The 20,390-nt window shown below is 69.0% G+C and carries 15 protein-coding genes; 5 read left to right on the plus strand and 10 right to left on the minus strand.

The features are described 5' to 3' along the window. Positions 1 to 25 precede the first annotated feature (25 nt). Complete coding sequence (locus tag KF689_12230; GenBank protein ID MBX3134139.1) at positions 26 to 754, minus strand: hypothetical protein; 729 nt, start codon at positions 752 to 754, stop codon at positions 26 to 28. A 303-nt stretch (positions 755 to 1,057) separates the two neighbouring features. On the opposite strand from KF689_12230, the gene KF689_12235 reads away from it, so the two are divergent. After that, positions 1,058 to 3,793: a hypothetical protein gene (locus KF689_12235; GenBank protein MBX3134140.1), complete on the plus strand. Its 2,736-nt coding sequence runs from the start codon at positions 1,058 to 1,060 to the stop codon at positions 3,791 to 3,793. Here the strand turns inward: KF689_12235 and KF689_12240 are convergent. Beyond that, a complete protein-coding gene (locus tag KF689_12240; protein ID MBX3134141.1) occupies positions 3,790 to 4,749 on the minus strand; it encodes a PDZ domain-containing protein in 960 nt (319 codons plus the stop codon). The genes KF689_12235 and KF689_12240 overlap by 4 nt on opposite strands. A 124-nt stretch (positions 4,750 to 4,873) precedes the next feature. Here KF689_12240 and KF689_12245 point away from each other — a divergent pair, with 124 nt between their 5' ends. Further along, positions 4,874 to 8,203: a hypothetical protein gene (locus tag KF689_12245; protein MBX3134142.1), complete on the plus strand. Its 3,330-nt coding sequence runs from the start codon at positions 4,874 to 4,876 to the stop codon at positions 8,201 to 8,203. Between the two features lie 58 nt (positions 8,204 to 8,261). On the opposite strand, the gene KF689_12250 is transcribed toward KF689_12245, so the two are convergent. Next, positions 8,262 to 8,858 (minus strand): YdeI/OmpD-associated family protein, encoded by a 597-nt coding sequence (locus KF689_12250; protein ID MBX3134143.1) that lies wholly within the window; start codon positions 8,856 to 8,858, stop codon positions 8,262 to 8,264. Positions 8,859 to 8,910: 52 nt separating this feature from the next. On the opposite strand from KF689_12250, the gene KF689_12255 reads away from it, so the two are divergent. Continuing rightward, positions 8,911 to 9,705, plus strand: coding sequence for a hypothetical protein (locus KF689_12255; GenBank protein MBX3134144.1), 795 nt, complete (start codon positions 8,911 to 8,913; stop codon positions 9,703 to 9,705). Here the strand turns inward: KF689_12255 and KF689_12260 are convergent. From KF689_12260 to KF689_12270, 3 genes are read right to left on the minus strand one after another with little or no spacing between them, the layout of a single operon-like run. Then, the gene (locus KF689_12260; GenBank protein ID MBX3134145.1) at positions 9,662 to 10,300 is read right to left on the minus strand and encodes a hypothetical protein; all 639 of its coding nucleotides are present in this window, start codon (positions 10,298 to 10,300) and stop codon (positions 9,662 to 9,664) included. The two genes, KF689_12255 and KF689_12260, sit on opposite strands and share 44 nt — an antisense overlap. A 12-nt stretch (positions 10,301 to 10,312) precedes the next feature. After that, complete coding sequence (locus tag KF689_12265; protein MBX3134146.1) at positions 10,313 to 13,093, minus strand: UPF0182 family protein; 2,781 nt, start codon at positions 13,091 to 13,093, stop codon at positions 10,313 to 10,315. Continuing rightward, entirely contained in the window at positions 13,090 to 13,611 is a 522-nt protein-coding gene (locus KF689_12270; GenBank protein ID MBX3134147.1) for a DinB family protein, read from the minus strand. Before KF689_12270 ends, KF689_12265 begins: the two co-directional genes overlap by 4 nt. A gap of 97 nt (positions 13,612 to 13,708) precedes the next feature. Between KF689_12270 and KF689_12275 the strand changes: the two genes are divergently transcribed. After that, positions 13,709 to 14,596, plus strand: a complete 888-nt coding sequence (locus KF689_12275) for an alpha/beta hydrolase (protein ID MBX3134148.1) — start codon at positions 13,709 to 13,711, stop codon at positions 14,594 to 14,596. A gap of 21 nt (positions 14,597 to 14,617) precedes the next feature. On the opposite strand, the gene KF689_12280 is transcribed toward KF689_12275, so the two are convergent. Both KF689_12280 and KF689_12285 read right to left on the minus strand, forming a co-directional pair. Further along, positions 14,618 to 14,896, minus strand: a complete 279-nt coding sequence (locus KF689_12280) for a hypothetical protein (GenBank protein ID MBX3134149.1) — start codon at positions 14,894 to 14,896, stop codon at positions 14,618 to 14,620. Continuing rightward, positions 14,893 to 16,629 (minus strand): DEAD/DEAH box helicase, encoded by a 1,737-nt coding sequence (locus KF689_12285; protein ID MBX3134150.1) that lies wholly within the window; start codon positions 16,627 to 16,629, stop codon positions 14,893 to 14,895. Before KF689_12285 ends, KF689_12280 begins: the two co-directional genes overlap by 4 nt. A gap of 24 nt (positions 16,630 to 16,653) precedes the next feature. Here KF689_12285 and KF689_12290 point away from each other — a divergent pair, with 24 nt between their 5' ends. Beyond that, a complete protein-coding gene (locus KF689_12290; GenBank protein MBX3134151.1) occupies positions 16,654 to 17,241 on the plus strand; it encodes a rhomboid family intramembrane serine protease in 588 nt (195 codons plus the stop codon). On the opposite strand, the gene KF689_12295 is transcribed toward KF689_12290, so the two are convergent. Next, on the minus strand, positions 17,153 to 17,842 hold the full coding sequence (locus KF689_12295; GenBank protein MBX3134152.1) for a metal-dependent hydrolase: 690 nt from the start codon (positions 17,840 to 17,842) through the stop codon (positions 17,153 to 17,155). The two genes, KF689_12290 and KF689_12295, sit on opposite strands and share 89 nt — an antisense overlap. A gap of 48 nt (positions 17,843 to 17,890) precedes the next feature. Then, a complete protein-coding gene (locus tag KF689_12300) occupies positions 17,891 to 20,317 on the minus strand; it encodes an ABC transporter permease (protein MBX3134153.1) in 2,427 nt (808 codons plus the stop codon). Positions 20,318 to 20,390 lie beyond the last annotated feature (73 nt).

Here is a 20,390-nt window from a genome sequence, read left to right on the forward strand (position 1 = left end):
ACGGGGCTCGTGCCGCGCCTAGGCGTCAGCGCTGGTAGCGGAAGGCCAGCGGCGTCTCCCCGTGTGCAAAGGGGTGTGTGAGCGAGAGCGGCTGGTCGGGCGCCGCGAGGGTCCCGCTCATCGTGTGGTTCTGCAGCCACCACGATTCGGTCGACAGCGTGCCGCCGACTTGAACGAACCCGCCGAAGTCGCCGTGATACCACTCGAAGCGCTTCTCCGTCGGAGCGCCGTCGACTGGACCCTCCCACTCAGAGAACCACACCCGATGTGTGTACCCGCCAGTCGGGTACAGCGCGAAGGTCGCTGAGTCCACAATGAAGCTCCGCAAGACGGGGCCCGTTTCCCCTTCGTAGAGGTGGCTCGCCACGACCTGCGGCAGCGGTTGCTCGCCAATCGCATCCGCTCGCCATTCGCCGTAAATGGTCTCACTTGGGCGCTGCACCGAGAACTCCGCGATGGTGATGCCGCCGACACCGTGGAATCGAATCCAGAACGTCGGCGCCTCCGTCGCGGGGTCGCGGACCCATCCGCGGGACAGGCCGCCGTCGGATTCGAAGACATAGGCCGTATCGCTCCACGCCACGTGCCCGTACTCCTGTTGGGTCATCGTCATATGTGGCTGGCCGGCCCGGTACACCCTCAGCCAGGAGTGCATCTGCCAGCCCCCCTCGGCAGTGATCTGCACGTGGATGGAATCGGCAAACACCTGCTCGAGGGTCCCCTCCACATACCGATGCCCGACCAAGGCGGGCATTGATTGCCCGTCGGACTCGACGGCGTGGATCAGCCCGGCCTGGGGCGGAACCGGACGGTCGGGAGGCTGGAGCGTCGACTCAGCGCAACCTAAGGCAGCGAGGACGGGGACGAGCAGAGCGGAGCGGAAACGCAACATCGCGAGCGTGGTATGAGAATGGCGAGGGATAGTCGATTCTACGGCCAGGCCCCTGACGCGGTTTCTCGACGCCCGCGAGATTCGCTCGAGCGCCCCTCACCCACACGACGCGCATCGCCTATCTTCCGCGCAGGCATCACTCTCGGACCCCGACACTCCACGCCGATGCGTCTCCTCTTCGCCGCCCTGCTCCTCCTCGCCGCGCCGCTCTCCGCCCAGCACCCCTGGGACAACCCGCTGCGCGACGACGCCAAGTTCTCCTTCTACGACCGCGGGCCGTATCGCGAAAGCATCCCGCGGCCCGAGAGCATCCTCGGCTACAACGTCGGCAGCTGGCACACGCAGTACCACCTGCAGGAGCGGGTGCTGCTCGCCATCGCCGAGTTGGCCAAGGACCGGGTGCGCGTCGAGGAGATCGGCGTGAGCAACGAGCGCCGCACGATGCGCCTGTACATCGTGAGCGCGCCGGAGAACATCGCACGGCTCGATCAGATCCGCGCCGACCTCGACCGCATCGCCGACCCGCGTGGCGCCACGCAGGCTCAGATCGACGCTGTCATCGCCCGGACGCCGGCCGTGGTGTGGTTCTCGGGCTCGGTGCACGGCGACGAAGTCCCGGGCTTCGAGGCTTCGATGCAGTTGCTGTATCACTTCGCCGCGTCCAACGAACCGGCAACGCTCGAGCACCTGCGCAACGCCATCGTCATCATCAACCCCAGCTCCAATCCCGACGGCCACGAGCGCTTTGCGGTGTGGAGCAACTCGGTGGCGGTGGGCAGCCCGGAAGGCAGCAGCATCGAACAGCAGCGCGGCCAGCCCTGGGCCACGCGCGGGCGCTTCAATCACTACCGGTTCGATATGAACCGCGACCTGATGGCGATGACGCAGCGCGAGGTGCAGGCCATCGTCGGCGGGATGCTGCGCTGGCATCCGATGGTCACCGCCGACCTGCACGGCTACACCTCGACGTACTATATGGCCCCGGCGGCGCGGCCCATCAACACCAACATCTCCGGGTGGCCATACAAGTGGAGCGAGGCCATCGGCCGCGGCAACGCCGAGGCCTTCGATCGCTACGGCTGGCTGTACTTCGTCCGCGACGCTTTCGACCTCTACTATCCCGGCTACTACGACTCCTGGCCCTCGCTGACCGGCGCGATGGGCACCACCTACGAGACCGACGGCGGCCCGGCGCTGCTGCAGTACCGCCGCGACGGCACGCTGCTCTCGCTGCGCGACGGCATCAGCAAGCACTACGTCGCCAGCATCGCCACGCTCGAGACCTCGGCGGCGCGGGCGCGCGAGATGGTCCGCGACTACGCCAGCTTCCGCCAGCGCGCCGTCACCGACGGCCGCAACGGCACGATGAAGCGCGTGGTCTTCGTGCCCGGCAGCGATCCGGCACGGGCCGCCGAGCTCGCCGCGGCGCTGCTGCGCGCCGGCGTCGAGGTCTCGCGCACGACCGCGCCCTTCACCAGCGCGCGCGCCGCCAGCTATACCGACGACGGCACGCGCTCGCGCAGCTTCCCCGCCGGCGCCTACGTCGTGGACCTCGCGCAGCCGCAGGGCCGCGTCGCCAAGGCCGTGCTCGAAGCCGACCCGGAACTCGATCCCGTGTTCGCCAAGGCGCAGGTCGATCGCTTCCAGCGCAACCAGCAGCGTTCGCGCGACGGCAATGACGGCGAGGGCTACGAGTTCTACGACATCTCCGCCTGGGCGCTGCCGGTAGCCTTCGGCGTCGAGGCGTACTGGACGGAAGACGCGCCGGCCGTGAACGGCACGCCGCTCTCGCTCGCCAACGGCACCACGCTCAACGGCGAAGTGCTGCCGCACGCAATCGCCAGCGGCATCGTCGAGGGCCGCGACGCACGCTCGGCGTTCCTGTGGCGCAACGATCGCAACGGCGCCGCCAAGCTCGCCGCGCAGCTGATGCAGCAGGGCCATCGCGTGGCCATCGCCTCCGAGCCCCTGCAGACCGGCGCCACCACCTGGCCGCGCGGCACCTGGATCGCGCGCGTCTCGCGCAACGAACCCACGCTCGCGGCGCGCCTCGATTCGCTCGCGCGACTCGCCGGCGTCGAGGTCCGCGGCGTCAACACCGCCTTCCCCGACGAAGCCCAGTACGGCACCGGCTCCTCGGTCGTGGTGGATCTCAAGACGCCGCGCATCGCCATCGTGTCTGAAGGCACCAGCCACACGAGCTACGGCGCCGTGTGGTGGTCCTTCGAGCAGCGCTACGGCATCCGCTTCACGCCCATCAGCGTGGACGCCTTGCGCGGCGACCTCTCGGCGTACAACGCCATCCTCGTGCCCAGCGGCAACCTCGGTAGCCTGGGCAACGGCGCCAACCTCAAGCGCTGGGTCGAGGGCGGCGGCGCGCTGGTGACCTTCGGCGCGGCCACCGCGTGGGCCACGCGCGAGGACGCCGGGCTCAGCTCCGTGCGTCGCATCCAGTGCGACGACAAGAAGATCGAGCCGGGCCGCGCGGCGCAGGCGCCGCTCGACTCGGTGCGCACCACCGCGAGCCCCAACGCCTGCCCTGAACGGCTGGCCGACCTGCCGGGCTCGCACTTCGACGTCGTCCTCGACCTCACCAACTGGGTCACGCTCGGGATGGAGCGGCAGCGCCTGCCCGTGCTCGTCGGCGGCAGCAGCGTCTACTCCATCTCCAAGGACGGCGGCAACGTGGCCGTCTTCCCCACCAGCGGCACGCTGCGCCGCGGTGGGTTCACCTTCCCCGAGAATTCCGAGCGTCTCCTGCGCGGCAGCGCCTTCGTCGTGCAGGAGCGCGTGGGTCGCGGCAACGTCGTGATGTTCACCAACGACCCGATGTTCCGCGGCTGGTGGAGGGCGCTGGACCGGATGGTGCTCAACGCCCTCCTGCTCGGCAGCTCGTTCTAGATCTGTATCACGCCGCGCACGAGGGGGCGTGGAGCCCTCGGCGCGGCGGGCGGCACCGGGGGCACGGCCGGGGTTGGTGCCATTGACGGCGTAAGCATCCGGACGCTGGGCACCTCGAAGCTCCAGGCCCCGAAGAAGCTGCTCGGCAGGTCGCTGGCCTTCACCGGCGTCACACGCACGGTGCGCGAGCGGCCGGCGGTGACCACCGTCAGTTCCACTGACTGGCCGGCATCCACCTTGGCGAGCTCGTTGCGCAGGCGCTCCGTCTTGGCCGACGTGACCTGCGGATCGCGAACGTCCTCGCGCGCGGTGCGCAGGCTCACGCCGTTGATGGCGGCAATCCGGTCGCCCTCGATGATGCCCGCCTTCGCGGCCGGCCCTTCCTCGTTCACCGAGGTCACGAACACGCCGAGCGTGTCGCGCAGGCTGCCCGTGGACGAGGTGCTGATGCCCAGCACCGGGCGGTCGGCATTGGCGCCGCGCGAGAGCGTGCGGGTCAGTCGCCCGGCCATCGTCTCCGGCGCGACGGTCGGCACGCGGACGTCGCGGGCGCGGCCATCGCTGAGCACGCGGAGCGTCACGGTGTCGCCAGCGCTCACTTTGGCCATCTCGCGCTGCAGGCGCCGGCTGAGCACGCCGTCGTAGTCGCGTTCGCCGGCATCGGAGCGGTCGGCCCGCAGCGAGACGCCGTTGATGCTCTGCAGGCGGTCGCCCGACTTGAGCCCGGCCCGGGCTGCCGGCATATCGTCATTCACCGCATCGACGCGCAGGCCAAGCGTGTCGCCGCGTTCGCTGCGATCCGCCAGGGTGATGCCGAGCATCGCGCGATTCAGCATCGAGCGTACGACCTCGACGCGGCCGGGTTCGCCGGAGTACACGCGCACTTCCTGCGCGCTGGCGCTGGCAAGGGGAATCGCGGCCGTCAGGACGGCCGCACGGAATAGGAGTCTGGTCATCTGGAGTTGCCTCGGGTGCTGGGGTGCACCCCTTCCGTCACCTCCGTCTCAGCGGAGGGTTGCCTCCGAGCGTAGAATCCCTTGTCCCGGCGCCTGCCGGCTCCCTCCCCTCGACCCGCTCCCAATGCGCGCGTTCTCGAGCTTCGTCCTCCTCGCGACCCTCCCCCTGGCCCTCGGCGCCCAGCAGCGCCCCGCCCGTCCGGCGGCGGCTGGTGCCACGCCGGCCGCGGATTCCGCCGCCGGCGCGGTCCCGACCTCGGCGCTCAACGCCTTCCGCTTCCGCGCCATCGGGCCGGCCACCTATTCAGGCCGCATCGGCGACATCGCCGTGCACCCGAACAAGAAGACCTGGTACGTGGGCGTCGCCTCGGGCGGCGTGTGGAAGACCGACAACGCCGGCACGACTTGGTCGTCCACCTTTGACTCGCAGCAGGACGTCTATTCCGTCGCCACCGTGGTGCTCGACCCCCGCGACCCGAACGTCGTCTGGGTCGGCACCGGCGAGAACAACGCCCAGCGCTCGGTCAGCTACGGCAACGGCATCTATAAGTCGGAGGACGGCGGGCGTAGCTGGCGGCATATGGGCCTCCGCGACTCGGAGCACATCGGCAAGATCGTCTTCGACCCGCGCGATTCCAAGGTGATGTATGTGGCGGCGCAGGGCCCGCTGTGGAGCGAAGGCGGCGACCGCGGACTCTACAAGTCCACCGACGGCGGCGAGACCTGGACCAAGATCCTCTCCGGCACACGCTGGGCCGGCGTCACGGACGTAGACCTCGATCCGCGCAATCCCGACATCATCCTCGCCGCCACCTGGCAGCGCCACCGCCACTTCTTCGGCTATCTGGCCGGCGGCCCCGAGAGCGGCCTGCACCGCTCCACCGACGGCGGAAAGACCTGGCGCCAGCTCAGCGGCGTGCCGTCGGGCGAAGGCCGCATCGGGCTCGCCCGCGCGCCGTCCAACCCGAATGTCATCTATGCCATCGCCGAGGCCGCGCAGAACCGCGGCGGCACCTTCCGCTCTGACGACGGCGGTGCGAGCTGGCGCCGCCAAGGCTCGTACTCGACCATCGGGCTCTACTATCAGGAGATCATCGTCGACCCGGTGAACCCGGACCGCGTCTACGCGATGGACGTGTACACGATGGTCTCCAACGACGCGGGCCGCAGCTTCGCGCGACTCGGCGAAGCCGGCAAGCACGTGGACAACCACGCGCTCTGGGCCGACCCAGACGATCCGGACCACCTGCTCATCGGCTCCGACGGTGGCCTCTACGAGAGCTTCGACGGCGGGCAGACCTATCACTTCTTCGCCAACCTGCCGCTGGCGCAGTTCTACAAGATCGATATCAGCCGCGAGTCGCCATTCTACCTCGTCTGCGGCGGCACGCAGGACAACTACTCCTTCTGCGGCCCCGCGCGCACCAACAACGACAACGGCATCCGCAACGCCGATTGGTTCGTGACCAATGGCGGTGACGGCTTCCAGAGCCGCATCGACCCCGTCGAGCCGCACATCATCTACGCCGAGTCGCAGAACGGCGGGCTCGTGCGCTTCGACCGCCGCAGCGGCGAGTCGGTGCGCATCGTGCCGGAGCCGGCGCCGGGCGAGCCCGCCTCGCGCTGGAACTGGGACTCGCCGGTGATCATCTCCCCGCACAACCGTGCGCGCCTGTACTTCGGCTCGCAGCGCCTCTGGCGCTCCAACGATCGCGGCGACTCGTGGACGGCCGTCTCGCCCGACCTCACGCGCAACCTCTCGCGCCCCGAGCTCAAGATGCAGGGCCGCCAGTGGAGCGTGGATGCGGTCTCCCGCAACACCTCGACGGCCTTCTACGGCAATCTCTCGGCGCTCGCCGAGTCGCCGCGCGTCGAAGGCCTGCTGTACGTGGGCACTGACGATGGCCTCATCCAGGTCAGTGAGAACGGTGGCGGCAGCTGGCGTCGCGTGGACCGCCTCCCCAACGTCCCCGACACTAGCTACGTCTCCTACCTCGCGCCCTCGGCGCACGACGACAACACCGTCTACGCCTCGGTGATGAACTACCAGCGCGGCGACTACAAGCCCTACGTGCTGCGCTCCACCGACCGCGGTCGCAGCTGGACGTCCATCAGCGGCAACCTGCCGGCTCGCGGGTCGGTACACGTCATCAAGGAAGACCCCAAGAAGAAGGGCCTGCTCTTCGCCGGCACCGAGTACGGCCTGTACGTGTCGTTCGACGACGGCGCGCGCTGGCAGGTGCTGCGCAACGGGATCCCGCCCATCTCCATCCGCGATATCGCCATCCACCCGGAGATGGACGACCTCGTCGTCGCGACCTTCGGGCGCGGCATCTTCGTCCTCGACGACTATTCGGCGATCCGCGCCCTCGCACCCGAGCTGCCACGCGCCGAGGCGACGCTGTTCCCGACACGTCCGGCGCTGCTCTACACGCTCGACTCGCCGCTGGGCGGCAGCGGCGTGAGCTTCCAAGGTGCTTCGCACTATTTCGCGAGTAACCCGACGGTGGGCGCGACCTTCACGTATCACCTGCGGGCCGCGTATCGCTCGGCGCGCCAGCAGCGCGAGACGCGCGAGCAGGGCCTCAACCGCTCCGGCACCGACGTGCCCTTCCCGGGCTTCGACGCGCTCAAGGCCGAGCAGGAGGAAGAGGCGCCGGCAGTGGAAGTGGAGATCACCGACGCAAGCGGCGCCGTGGTCGCGCGCTTCAACGGCGGCAACAGCACCGGCACCAACCGCGTGACCTGGAATCTCCGCTGGCCGGGAATGGCGCCCGTGGGCGGCCAGCAGGGCGGATTCGGTGGAGGTGGCGGCGGCGGTGGAGGCAGCGGCGCGGGTGCGGGCGGCGGCGGTGCGCAGGGTGGCAACGGTCCGTTCGTTGTGCCGGGCACGTACCGCGTGCAGCTCTACAAGCGCGTGGCCGGCGTGCGCAGCGCCATCACGCAGCCGCAGGCCTTCGAAGTGCAGCTGCTGCCGAACGCAGCACTGACCGTGGCGGATCGTCAGCGCGCCTTTGACTTCCACCGCCGAGCACAGGAGTTGCAGCGCGTGGTCCTCGGCACGAACGCGCTGATGGCCGAGACCAGCACGCGGCTGGATGCCCTGCAGCAGGCCGTGCAGCGCATCACGCGCCCGACCACGCTCGATGCCGACGTGCGCGCCGCAATCGCCAAGCTCCGCGCGATTCGCGAACAGCTCAGCGGCGACAACACTCCCGGCCGCTACTCCGAGCCGACGCCGGTCTCATTGCTGGCCCGGATGAACCGCGCCGCGAGTTTCGGCGGCACACTCGCGGCGCCCACCGGCACCCAGCAGCAACAGTTGGAGATCGTGGCCCGCGAGTTCCCCGCCATCAAGGCGGCGCTCGACGCATTCATCCAGACCGACCTCGCGCGACTCGAGCGCGAAGCCGAGTCACAAGGCGCGCCCTGGACCCCGGGCCGCCGTATGTAATGCGGACTCGCACACCTTCCGTCTTCCGTCTCAAGTCTCAAGTCTCACGTCTCAAGTCTCACGTCTCATATTTCCAATTCCTCCGCTTCCCTTCAGCTAGCCACTCTACCGTCGTCGCCAGTCGCTTCGCCCTCGTCGCCGGCTGCTTGGCCTCGGTGATCCACTCGATGTAGTCCCGCTTCGCCGAAGGCGGCAGTGATTTGAAGAACGCTGCCGCCTTCGCCGCGGACTTGAGCGCCGCGCTCAGGTCCGCTGGTATGCGCAATGGCGGCTTCGCGTGCTTGCGCGGGCGCTTGGGTGCCGTCCCCGATTCATTCAGCTCCATCGCCTTCTTGATCAGCGCGCGCAGCTCGCGCTTGCCGGGCAGCTGCTTCACCGACGTGATGCAGCCGAAGTCCCACATCGCCTCCTTCGCCTGGCGCGTGGACCCCGTAACGAGGCTGCCCTTCCAGAAACCGAACGCCACGTGCGCCTTGAATGAGGCCATTCCGGCGAGCAGTCCGTGGTAGGCGAAGTGCGGCATTCCCCACTTGATCGTCTCTTCCACCTCGGGGCAGGCAGCGTGCAGCTCGGCGCGCAGGTGCCGCAGGATGGGTTTCGCGAACGGCTGGGCCTTCGCGATGTAGGCGTCGATTCGCGCGTCTTTCGTGGGCATCGGGAGAGTGCCTTTGGCGGTGAGGGGGCGGCTGCACCAGTTTATCACCCGTATGGAACCTGCCGCCAACCACGAAACCCTGCTCCTCTGGCACCGCCTGCTCGGCTATCCGGTGGTGTTCGTCGTCGCGCCGTTGGCGCTCGCCACCTTCGCGGGGCGCGGCAAGCATCGTTGGGCCGGCATTGGCTATGCCGTCGGGATGCTCCTGCTCTACCTCTCGGGCTCCATCCTGACCTTCACGCAGTACGCCTACGGCAGCTGGGAGTTCGGGCGCAACGTCGTCTTCAACCTGATGGGCCTGCTCTTCGTGCTACACGGGGTGCGGGCCATCTGGCTGTGGCGACACCCAAATGCGCCGCGCCCCACGGCGCTCGACCGCAGCCTGCGCCACGCCTTCACCATCACGCTGGCGGTGATGCTTGCGCTGGCGGTCTTCAAGAACACACCGCTGCGCGTGTTCACGGTGCTGGGGCTGCTGCTCTGGTGGCAGGACCGCGCTGACTGGCGCGCCGGCTTCGATCGCGCCGCACTTTATGCACGGCACGCGCGCTACATCCTCGCCAGCTATTTCTACGCGCTCACCGTGGCGTCACTCGTGCACCTGCGCGACGAGCTCGGTGCCAATGCGCGTTGGCTCTGGCCGGCGGCGCTCGGCGTGCTCGCCATCTGGATCGCCAACGGAGCGGCCACGCCCGGGCACCCGTGGCGGCGGCGCATCCAACCTTGGGCCGTTGCCGGCGTGCTCGCGATCGCCACGGCCTTCGGCGCCTACGCCCTGCACGAAGTGCGCCGCGATGGCCTCGCTACACTCCCCAGTCCCCCGCCGGAAGCAGTCCGACGTCCCTGATGCGGGCGAAGTCGATCAAGTCTTTGGGATCGCGACGCGGGCCCTTGAGCTGCGCCACGTAGCTCAGGTGCAAGCAGGGAATGGCGTGCCCGCCGCTGGAGCGCGCGACGTGGCCCACGATCGGCGCCTGCATCGCGATGTGATGACGTCCGTCGCAGGTGTGCAGCACGCTACCGAAGATGCGGAACGGCAACGCGTCCACGCAGCGAAGGCGACGCGCCTGCTGCACGTCATCGCGGCGAAACTTCAGCTTGCGCCGCCGCATCCGCGCCGGAAGGCTGTGCTCGTTGAGGCGCAGGTGCCAGGCCCCGCGCAGCGCCCCGAACAGCGACATCGTGTAGTGCTGCCACAGGCTGTAGCCGGCCCGGGCGAAGGCTGCCTCGATCGCCGGGAACGCGGCATCGTCGAACAAGAGGTCGACGTCATCGTGCTGGCGATGGAAGGTCCCGAGCGTGAACGGGATCGCCAATCCGCCCCCGAGCACCCAGGGCAGGCCGTCGAGGATCTCCGCCAGCTCATCGATGCATCCGGGGTCGCAGGCGGTCGCGGCTCGCTCACCGCGCCTCCGCCAGTGCCACTCGAGCCGCGCTGCCATCCGCCTCCCGCGCTAGGGTGTGCCGCGAGCCTCCTGCAGGCGCCGGAGCACGTCGCCGAGTCGCTGCATCTCGGCGCCGTACGTCGCCCAGTCGTCCGCCCGCTGGGCGGCCCGCGCCCTATCGTAGTGCTCACGGGCCTGCCGCACCAGCGCCTCGAGCTCCGCGTTCCGTGCGCCGGGCTGGGCGCCCGTGGGAGCGCCTGCCCCAGCGGGCCCCGCCGTCGTCGTTGCCGGACGTGGCCGCGCTCCTGCGCTCGCCCCCGATCCGAACAGCAGTCGCAGACCCTCCTCGAGCGTCTCCTCCATCACCACGCGGCCCTCGTGCGCCACGATCACGCGCTTGAGCTCGGGGATCTTGCCGCCCTGCGCGCGCAGGTACAGCGGCTGCACGTACAGCAGCGAGGCCTCGATCGGGATCACCAGCAATTCGCCGCGGATCACCTCTGAGCCACCCTGGTCCCACAGCGAGACTTGGCGCGACACTTCGGTGTCTTGATTGATGCGATTCGCGATCTGCGTCGGTCCGAACACCAGGCTCTGCCGCGGGAAGCGATACGCGATCAGCTTGCCGTAGTGCTCGCCGTCGTTCCGCGCCACCATCCACGCGGCCAAGTTGTCCTTCTGCCGCGGCGTGAACGGCCGCATCATCAGGTACTCGGCCTCCTGCTCGCCCGGCAGGCGCATCACGATGTGCCGCGCGTAGCCGCTGCGCACCGCACCGCGCTGCGCCGCCGGGATCTGCCACTGGTCTTCCCGGTGGTAGAACGTCTCCGGGTCCGTCATATGGAAGGTGGCATATAGGCCCGTCTGCGCGCGGAACAGGTCCTCCGGATAGCGCATATGCTTGCGCAGGTCCGCCGGCATTTCGTCGAGCGGACGCAGCAGCCCCGGATAGATGCGGCTCAGCGTGTTGATCATCGGGTCGCTGGGATCCACCAACCAGGCCCGCACATCGCCGTCGTAGGCGTCGATCGCCACCTTCACGCTGTTGCGCAGGTAGTTCGAGCCGTCGCTGATGCGGGCCGAGTAGGGATAGCGGTCGGTTGAGGTATACGCGTCGAGCATCCACACGAGGCGCCCGTCGTCCGTCACCACGACATAGGGATCGGCGTCGAAGGTCAGGAACGGCAGCGCCAGCTCCGCACGCGCCCGCACCTGCTGGTTAAACAAGATCTTCGTGCTGTCGGTCAGGTCGCCCGAGAGCAGGATGTTCACCGACCCGAAGCGGATTGCGAAGGCCAGGCGCCGCCAGTACGCATTGAGCGGCACGCCGGCGCGGCCCTGGTACGTGGAGTACACCGCCTGCTCGCCCTCGGCCGAGGGGAAGTCGAACTCACGCTGCCGCGACGGCGCCATCACCCACGAGCGCGACAGCTCGCCGAAGTACACCTGCGGCCGCGAGATCGTGATGCCGCGGCTCGTCGTCGGCGGCAGGTCCTGCACCCAGAGCACAGGCAGGCCCTGCTCGGTGAACTCGTTCGACGGGCCGAGCGTCAGCCCCATCCCGTGCGTGAACGTCAGGTGCTCGTTGACGAAGGTCCGCGTCGGCAGCGCCGCTGGATCCAGCTCGCGCACCGACAGCAGCACGTGCCGCATCTGGCCATCCACCGTGTAGCGGTCGTCGTCCACCCCCACGAAGTCATAGTAGGTGCGGATGGACTGGATCTGCCCGAAGGTCTGCAGCAGCGGCTCGCGGTCCCAGAGCCGCACGTTGTCGATCGTCGCGCGGTTGGCGGCGATGTCGCGCGCCGAGAGCTCCTGCGCACCGGCCAGCTCGCGCCGCTCCACGTCGTCGAGGCTCCACGCGCGCCGCGTGGCCGCGATGTGGTGCGTGATTTGCGCCGACTCGCGCGCCAGCTCGTTCGGCTGCACGACGATGCGCTGCACGATGCTCGGGACGATGCCGTTCACCAGCGCCGTCAGCAGCACGTTGCCGACCACGACGATGGCCGCCACGCGCGCGAGGATGCCGCGGCGCGCCGCCCACAGCATCGCCGCAGCCGCCACCAGCAGCAGCGCGCCGAGGATCTGCAGCCCGGGCGCGCGCACGTGCAGGTCGGTCCAGCTCGCGCCCTGCAGCGGGCCGTGCGATCCGAACAGCAGCGAGGGCACGCCCACGAGCCAGGTGCGGATGCCCGCGAGCACCAACCACAGCGCCGCGAGTACCGCCAGGTGCCACTCCGCCGCGCGGTCCACGCGCAGCCGCCCCAGGCGGAACCCGATGTCGCCGCGCACCACGTAGATCGGCACCGCCACCAACACCAGCGCCACGAAGCTCAATCCCGAGAGCCAGTCCAGCGCCACTTGCATCGCCGGCAGCGTGAACACGTAGTACGCGATGTCGCGGTTGAAGATCGGATCCACGTCGCCGAATGGCGTGCGGTACCAGAACTGGATCAGCGTCCGCCAGCGCGAGGCCAGTCCCGTACCCAGCATCAGGGAGAAGAACAGCGCGCCCGGCAGCGCCGCCAGCTGCGCCACCCGCACGAGGAACTTGGCGCGCATCTGCACGCCGCCCTCGGCCAGCACGATGAAGCTCTCGGCCGAACGCTCCAACCCGCGCAGCGCGAAGCGCGCCGTGCCGTAGAGCCCGAGGAAACCCAGCACGAACGCCGTCGCGCCGAGGAAGAGCTGCGCCGTGATCTTCAGCGTGAACACGCGCTCGAAGCCGATCTCGCGGAACCACAGCCAGTCGGTGAGCGCCGTCGCCAGCGCGGGAATCGCCAGCGCCACCACGATGAGCGCGATGGCGACGAGCGACCCGCGCCGCTGGAATGCAGAGGGAGTGGTCATCTCGAGGGGGGAGTGGGGGAAGCGGCCAGCGCCTGCCGCGCGATGCGCTTCAGCAGCGCCACCTGGCCGGTGTGATAGACATCGTGTTCGGCGAGCGATCGGATCATCGCCCGCTGCGTGATCGCCGAGCCCGGCGGGTCGCCCGGCCGGTCCTTCACGCGGGCGGCACGCGCCGCCTCATCCATCGCCGTGACCTGCGCCAGCATCGCCGCGTGCGCCGCGTCCAACGAGCGCAACAGCGTGTGCCACGCTGCGTCGTCCGCCTTCGCGGGCATCGGAGGCCAATCGCCGTTCACCGGCTCCGATGGCACGCCGCCCTGCGCACGCGCCAGCACTTCTTCGGTCCAGCTCCGCATATGCAGCACGATCTCCCAGATCGTGTGCACGCCGTCGCCGGCACGGTACGCCGCCTCGGCGGGCGTCAGGTCGGCAAGGACGTCGCTGCGAGACGGGCCGTGCCAGGGGGAGCCATCGTGCGCGCGCCGCAGCGCGTCGCCAAGTCGGTCGCGGGGGGCCATATGCGTAATATGGCCACTGGACACGACACGCGTGAGAGAAGAAAACCGATTTCGCATCGCGCCGTAGGGAGCGGCATCCCTAACCGATGGATCTCGTATGCTCCGAACGTTCACGCTCGCAACGGGGCTCGCGCTGCTCGCGCCGGCCGCCGTCCACGCCCAAGCAGCCTTCACGGCAGAAGTCTCGGGTCGCGGCACACCCGTGCTCTTCATCCCCGGACTCACGAACAACGGCGAGGTCTGGCGCAGCACCGCCGCCGAGTTCGCCCGTGACCACGAGGTGCACGTGCTCTCGCTGGCCGGCTTCGCCGGCGCGCCGCCCGTCGCGACCGATCCTGGCTGGCTGGAGCGCCAACGCGACGCCATCGTCGCGTACATCCGCGAACGCCGTCTCGACCGCCCGGTGCTGGTCGGCCACTCACTCGGCGGTGTGCTGGCGCTGTGGATCGCCGTCGAGCATCCCGAGCTTCCGTCCGCCGTCGTCAACATCGACGGACTCCCGTTCATCGGCGCGACGATGAATCCCGACGCCACCGCTGAATCGATGCGGCCGATGGCCGAGCAGATGCGCACGATGATGTCCAGCCCGAACGCCAAGGAGAACTACCTGCGGATGCAGGGCGCGCAGTTGCGGATGATGGTGCACGACAGCGCCGCGCAGGCGATGCTGGCCCGCCACGGCCGCGACAGCGATATGGCGACGATGGCGGTGGCGATGTACGATATGTGGCGCCTCGACCTCCGGGCCGACCTCGCCCGCGTCCGCGTCCCCGTGCTCAACCTGCACGCCTGGATCGCCTATGAGTCGATGGGCCAGACCCGCGCCGCCGTCGAGCGCCTGATGACCGGCCAGTACGCCACGCTCGCGGATGCGACGCTGCGCATCCACGACCAGGCGTATCACTTCATTATGCTCGACGAACCCGAGTGGACGCAGCGCGAGATGCGGGACTTCCTCGCGCGCGTCGCCGCGATGCGGCGCTAGCCCGCGGCCGGGCCGGCGACGTCAGGCTTCCGTCGCCGGCTTCGGCGTGCGCTTGCGGCTGCCGAAGTGCGCCCCGCGCTCGCGCGGCTGCGCCAGCTGGAACAGGCGGTTCGTGTAGAACGCGACGATGCGCTCCTGCACCGACGTGCGCGTGTCGTTCGACGCCGCACGGAACGGCGCGTAGCGCTGCGGGTCGCCGCTCACCGTGAACCACCACCACGACTCGTCCGCGCCGCGCTGCGCTTCCACGGTGCACGCGTACTGCCGATCGTCCGCCACGAACTCAAACCCCTTGATCATTCCCCTGCTCCTTCGGCGCGATCGCGCCGTACGAGAATTCGCTTGCCCTTGATCGTCGCCTTCGCCATTGCCGCGAGGATGTCGCTCGCCGCGTCCTGCGGCACGTCCACCAGCGAGTGACGGTCGAAGACGGTGATCGTGCCGATGCGCGTCGCCGCAATGCCCGCCTCGTTGGCGATCGCACCCACGAGATCGCCGGGACGCACCTTCAGCTTGCGACCGGCACCCACGTACAGCCGCGTCATCGCCGCGGCGCCCTTCGTCGAGCCCTTGCCCGCTCCCCTCCCCGCTCCCTTCGCCGCGCGCTCGGTCTTGCGCTCCGCGCGCATCGCGGCGCGTTCGCGCGCCGGATGCCGCTCACGCTGCGCGGCGCTGGGAATCTCCTGCTCTTCCGCCTCCGGCTCGCCCTGCCCGCGCGCCAGCAGCTTGGACGCCGCCGCCGCGATATCGAGCGCGTCGAACTCCGCCGCCAGCGGCGTCACCATCGCCCGCCACGCCTCGAGACCACCCTCCAGCAGCGCCTCACGCAGCGCCGCCTGCGCCTGCTCGGCGCGCTTCACCTTCAGGTCCGCCACCGTCGGCAGCGGCGCTAGTTCGATTGGACGCCCCGTCGCGCGCTCGAAGTTCCGCAGCATCCGCTGCTCGCGCGGCTCGACCAGCGTAATCGCCGTGCCTGTGCGGCCGGCGCGGCCCGTCCGCCCGATGCGGTGCACGTACGCTTCGGTCGCTGAGGGCACGTCGTAGTTGACCACGTGCGAGACGTGCTGCACGTCCAGCCCGCGTGCCGCCACGTCCGTCGCCACGAGCAGTTCCGCACCCTTCGAGCGGAAGCGCTTCATCACGCGGTCACGCTGGTCCTGCGAGAGCCCGCCGTGCAGCGCCTCGGCGCCGTAGCCCTGCGCCTTCAGCGTCTCCGAGACTTCGTCCACTTCGGTGCGCGTGCGGCAGAACACGATCGCGCTGGTTGGCTGCTCCACGTCAAGGATGCGTCCCAGCGCCGCCGTCTTGTATGCGCGCGTCACCAAGTAGGCCACCTGCTTCACCTTCGCGACCGCACCGGCCTTCACCTTCTCGCGCTCGATGGTGATCGTCTCGGGGTCGCGCAAATGCGTCCGTGCGATCGCCGCGATGCGCGGCGCCAGCGTCGCCGAGAACAAGGCGACCTGCTTCTCCGCCGGCGTCTCGGCCAGGATCGCCTCGAGGTCCTCGGCGAAGCCCATATCGAGCATCTCGTCAGCCTCGTCCAGCACCACCGTACGCAGGTTCGCGAGGAACACCGTGCGGCGGCGGATGTGGTCGAGTGCGCGGCCCGGCGTCGCGATCACCACGTCCACTCCACGCTTGAGCGCGCGGATCTGGCCGTCCATCGGCGTACCACCGTAGATCGGCACCGCCACCGCCCCGCTGGCGTGTCCGTAGCGGTAGATCGCCTCGGCCACCTGCATCGCGAGTTCGCGCGTGGGCACCAGCACCAGCGCGCTGGTCCGCTCGCGCGGCGGCGCGTCCGTGCGGATGTGCGATACCAGCGGCAGCGCGAACGCGGCCGTCTTGCCCGTACCCGTCGCCGCTTGCGCCAGCACGTCCCGGCCCGCCAGCAACGCCGGAATCGCCGCGCGCTGGATCGGCGTCGGCTCTTCGTAGCCCAAGGCCGCGAGCGCGGCCAATGTCGTGTCTGGAAGACCTAGGGCGCTGAATCCCTCGGACGAGGGAGCAGAAGGCGCGCGCGTAGGCATCCTCCAAGATACACTACTTGCACGATGAATTCCGTTGTTCGCGCCACGACGCGCACCCTCAAGCTCCAAGCCACCACGCTCGGCGGCTCAATTGCGGCCATTTGGGCCGGCTTCACGGCCCAGGTCGTGACCAACAATGCCGTGCTCGCCTGGGGCATCCATCCCCGCAGCAAGCAGGGACTCTGGGGAATTCTCTTCGCCCCTTTCCTGCACGGGAGTACCGAGCACCTGCTTGCCAACACCGTGCCGCTGCTCGTGCTCGGCTGGCTGGTGATGCTGCGCGACGCCAAGCACTTCATCCCCGTCACACTGCTCTCGATGCTCGGCGCCGGACTGTTCGCGTGGACCTTCGGCGCGCCGGGCAGCGTGCACATCGGCGCCAGCGGCGTCGTGTTCGGCTACCTCGGTTTCCTGATGCTCGCCGGTTGGTATGCGCGATCACTCGGCGCCATCGCGCTCAGCGTGCTCGTGACGGTGCTCTGGGGTGGCGTGGTGGTCGGAGTGCTCCCCGGCCAGCCGGGCATCAGTTGGCAGGCGCACCTGGGCGGTTTTCTCGGAGGGATCCTCGCGGCGCGGACGCTCGCTCGATCCACCAGGCCCAGGGTACGATGATCCACCCCATCAGCGCACCGACCGCGACATCCTGAGCTGTCGGCGGCGGCGGAGCGAAGGCACCGCCCGCCCAGATCACCGTGCTCACCAGTACGAAGCTGACGATCGCCGCCCAGCCGCCGACGCCGCGCGGCCGGCACGCCGAGTACCACATCGCGATGCCGACAATCCACATCGCGCCTTCGATCGCGAAGGTGCCGCCGATGGAATTCCACAAGCCGAGGCCGAGCAACGGCCCGCCGTGCGGCCACAGCGGCAAGTCCGGACGATGCGTCACGAAGTCCAGCACCCAATGGCTGAGCACCAGGGCGCCAATCAACGCGGCGCCGTTGCGTGCCACGCCGCGCCAACGTGCCAGCCCGGCGAGCACCGCCGCCCAGGCAAAGCCCATCAACAGGCTGTGCGTCCACGGATAGTGCACGAAGGCCAGCGGCGTGAAGGCCGTGTTGCCCGGTTCCACTTCCACGCGCTCGAGTCCGAGCAGCAGCAGGATCGGCCAGATCAGGTCCACGAACGAGACGGCGACGATGAACCAGCCGACGTGCACTTCCGGCTTGGCCTTCTTGGCGGCGAAGGCAACGGCGAGGTGACCGACGAACACGTGAAGAACTCCGGCTTGGGGGGATGCCCAAACCTAGGTTGTCCTCCGCTACTCCGCCCGCATCGCCACCGCCGGGTCCGCCCGCGTCGCCCGCTGCGCCGGGATGAAGCAGGCCAGCGCCCCGGCTACACCGAGCGTCAACGCCACCGCGCTGAATACGATCGGATCCAGCGGCTGCACGTCGTAGAGGATGACCGTCAGCAACCGCGAGATGCCCGCCGCCAGCGCCAGCCCGAGCGCCATCCCGAGACCCAGCTGCCACGCGCCGCTGGAGAACACCAGCCGGATGACGCGGCCCGGCGACGAGCCCAGCGCCATCCGGATGCCCATCTCGCGCGTGCGCCGGCTCACGGCAAAGCTCATCACCGCGTACAGCCCGATGCTCGCGAGGAACAGCGCCACGAGCCCGAAGATCGCGAACATCGTGCCGAACACGCGGACGAACCACAACTGACGCGCGGCGGCCTCCCGCAAGGTCATCGGCCAATAGATGGGAATGTCGGGGTTTAGCGAGGCGACGGCCTCGCGTACACCCGGCGCCAACGACATCGGGTCGCCGGCGGTGCGCGCCGCGATGTACGCGAACTGCGGCCTTGCCTGCGCGAGTGGGCGCAGCAGCAGCGCCGGCCGCGGGTCCTCGGGGTCGCCGGCCATCACGTCGCCGAACACGCCGACGATGGTCAGATATGGGTTCTGGTTCTCCGGCTGGATACCGCCGAGCTTCACGCGCTTGCCCAGCGCATCGCCATCGGGGAAGTGCTCGCGCACGAAGCGCTCGTTCACGATCGCCACCGGCAGCGCGCCATCACGATCGGTATCGTCAATGCTCCGCCCCTGGCTCAACGGAATCTCCAGCGTCTTCAGGAAGTCCGACGACACCGAGCCGAGCCGCGTGCGCCCCACTTCGCTGCCTTCGTTGTACGTGCGGCCCTCGATCATCACGCCGTCCTGCCCGAAGCCCTGCTCCGCGCTCGGCAGCCCCGACGCCAACGCCGTCGCCTGCACGCCCGGGATCGCTGCCACACGCTCCGGTAACTGCTCCCAGAACGTCCGCTGCATCACCGTATCGGTGTACGACGACGGGAAGCCCACGCGCGACGTGAACACGCTTTCCATCGCGAAACCCGTATCGCGCGAGTTGGCCTTCACCACGCTCTTGATCATCAAGCCGGCCGCCACGAGCAGCCCGCAGGACAGCGAGATCTCGAACACCACCAGTGCCTTGCTGAGCTTGCCGATCTTCATCCCCGACGCGCCGCGCGACTCGTCCTTGAGGATCTCGGCGATGTCGCCCCGCGATGCCTGAAACGCGGGAATCAGGCCGGACATCAGCGCCGCGAGTAACGAGACGCCGATGGAGAACGCGAGGACGGGACCGTAGAGGTCGAAGGACAGGAAGAACGGCGGATTCGTATCCACGATCGCCCGCGTGAAAGCATCCAGGCCCACCTTCGCGACGATAATGCCGAGCACCGTGCCCAGGAGCGAGAGCACGAACGCTTCGGCCAGGAAGATCCGCACGATCTGTCCGCGCGAAGCGCCAAGCGCCGAACGCACGCCGACTTCCTTGGACCGGTGCGCCGCGCGGTCGAGCAAAAGGTTAGCCACGTTGGCACAGGCAATCAGCAGCACGAAGAACACCGCGCCAAGCATCGTGTACAGCAGGCCGGAGGCCTCATTGCCGATGAAAGCGCGCGTGAACTCCATCGCATAGGCCGAGAAGTCACGATTGGACTCCGGATAGTCCGCCGCCAGCCGTCCGTAGATGGTGGCCAGCTCGGCCGATGCAGCGTCGATGGACACCCCGGGCGCCAGCTTGCCGATGACGTTGACGTAGGGACCGTTGCCCCGCGCTGTCGCCAGCGGGTCGGTCTGCAACGGCAGCCACAGCTCGCCGTCATTCGGGAAGCGGAATCCTTCCGGCATCACGCCGATGATCTCGTAGGGCTCGCTGTTGACGCGCATCGTCTGACCGATCACCGATGGTGACCTGCCGAAGCGGTCGCGCCACATTGCATAGCCGAGGATCGCCACCCTGGGGCCACCCGGCGCGTCCTCGCCGGGCCGGAAGGTCCGCCCAATCGACGGCTGGATACCGGCCATCTCCAGCGCCCCGACCGTGATCCAAGTACCTGAGTAGCGTTCAGCGCGATCTTCGCCGGACACGTTCATCGTGCCGCTGGTGTAGGCCCCGAACTGCGTGAACGAGCGCTGCGCCTGGACCACGTCGGAGAAGTCGTGGATGGGTAGCGACTGCCGCGTGATGTTGTTGCGCGGGTTCGTCCTCCACACCGTGACGATCCGATCCCCGTCCTCGAAGGGCAGGCCCCGCATCAGCGCCCCGTAGACGATGCTGAACATCATCGTCGTGAGGCCGATGCCGAACATCAGCGCAATCGAAGCAACGATCGTGAGACCGGGGCTCTTGCGCAGGGTGCGCAATCCGAGGCTGATGTCGCGAATCCAAGAGGCCATTGGGACGGGGTTGGGGCACCCGGGCCTACGGCAGGGGGTCGCGCACGGGTTTCAGGTCCTCGTGATTCGGGCC

It is taken from the genome of Gemmatimonadaceae bacterium (assembly GCA_019637355.1).
Taxonomy (GTDB): domain Bacteria; phylum Gemmatimonadota; class Gemmatimonadetes; order Gemmatimonadales; family Gemmatimonadaceae; genus Pseudogemmatithrix.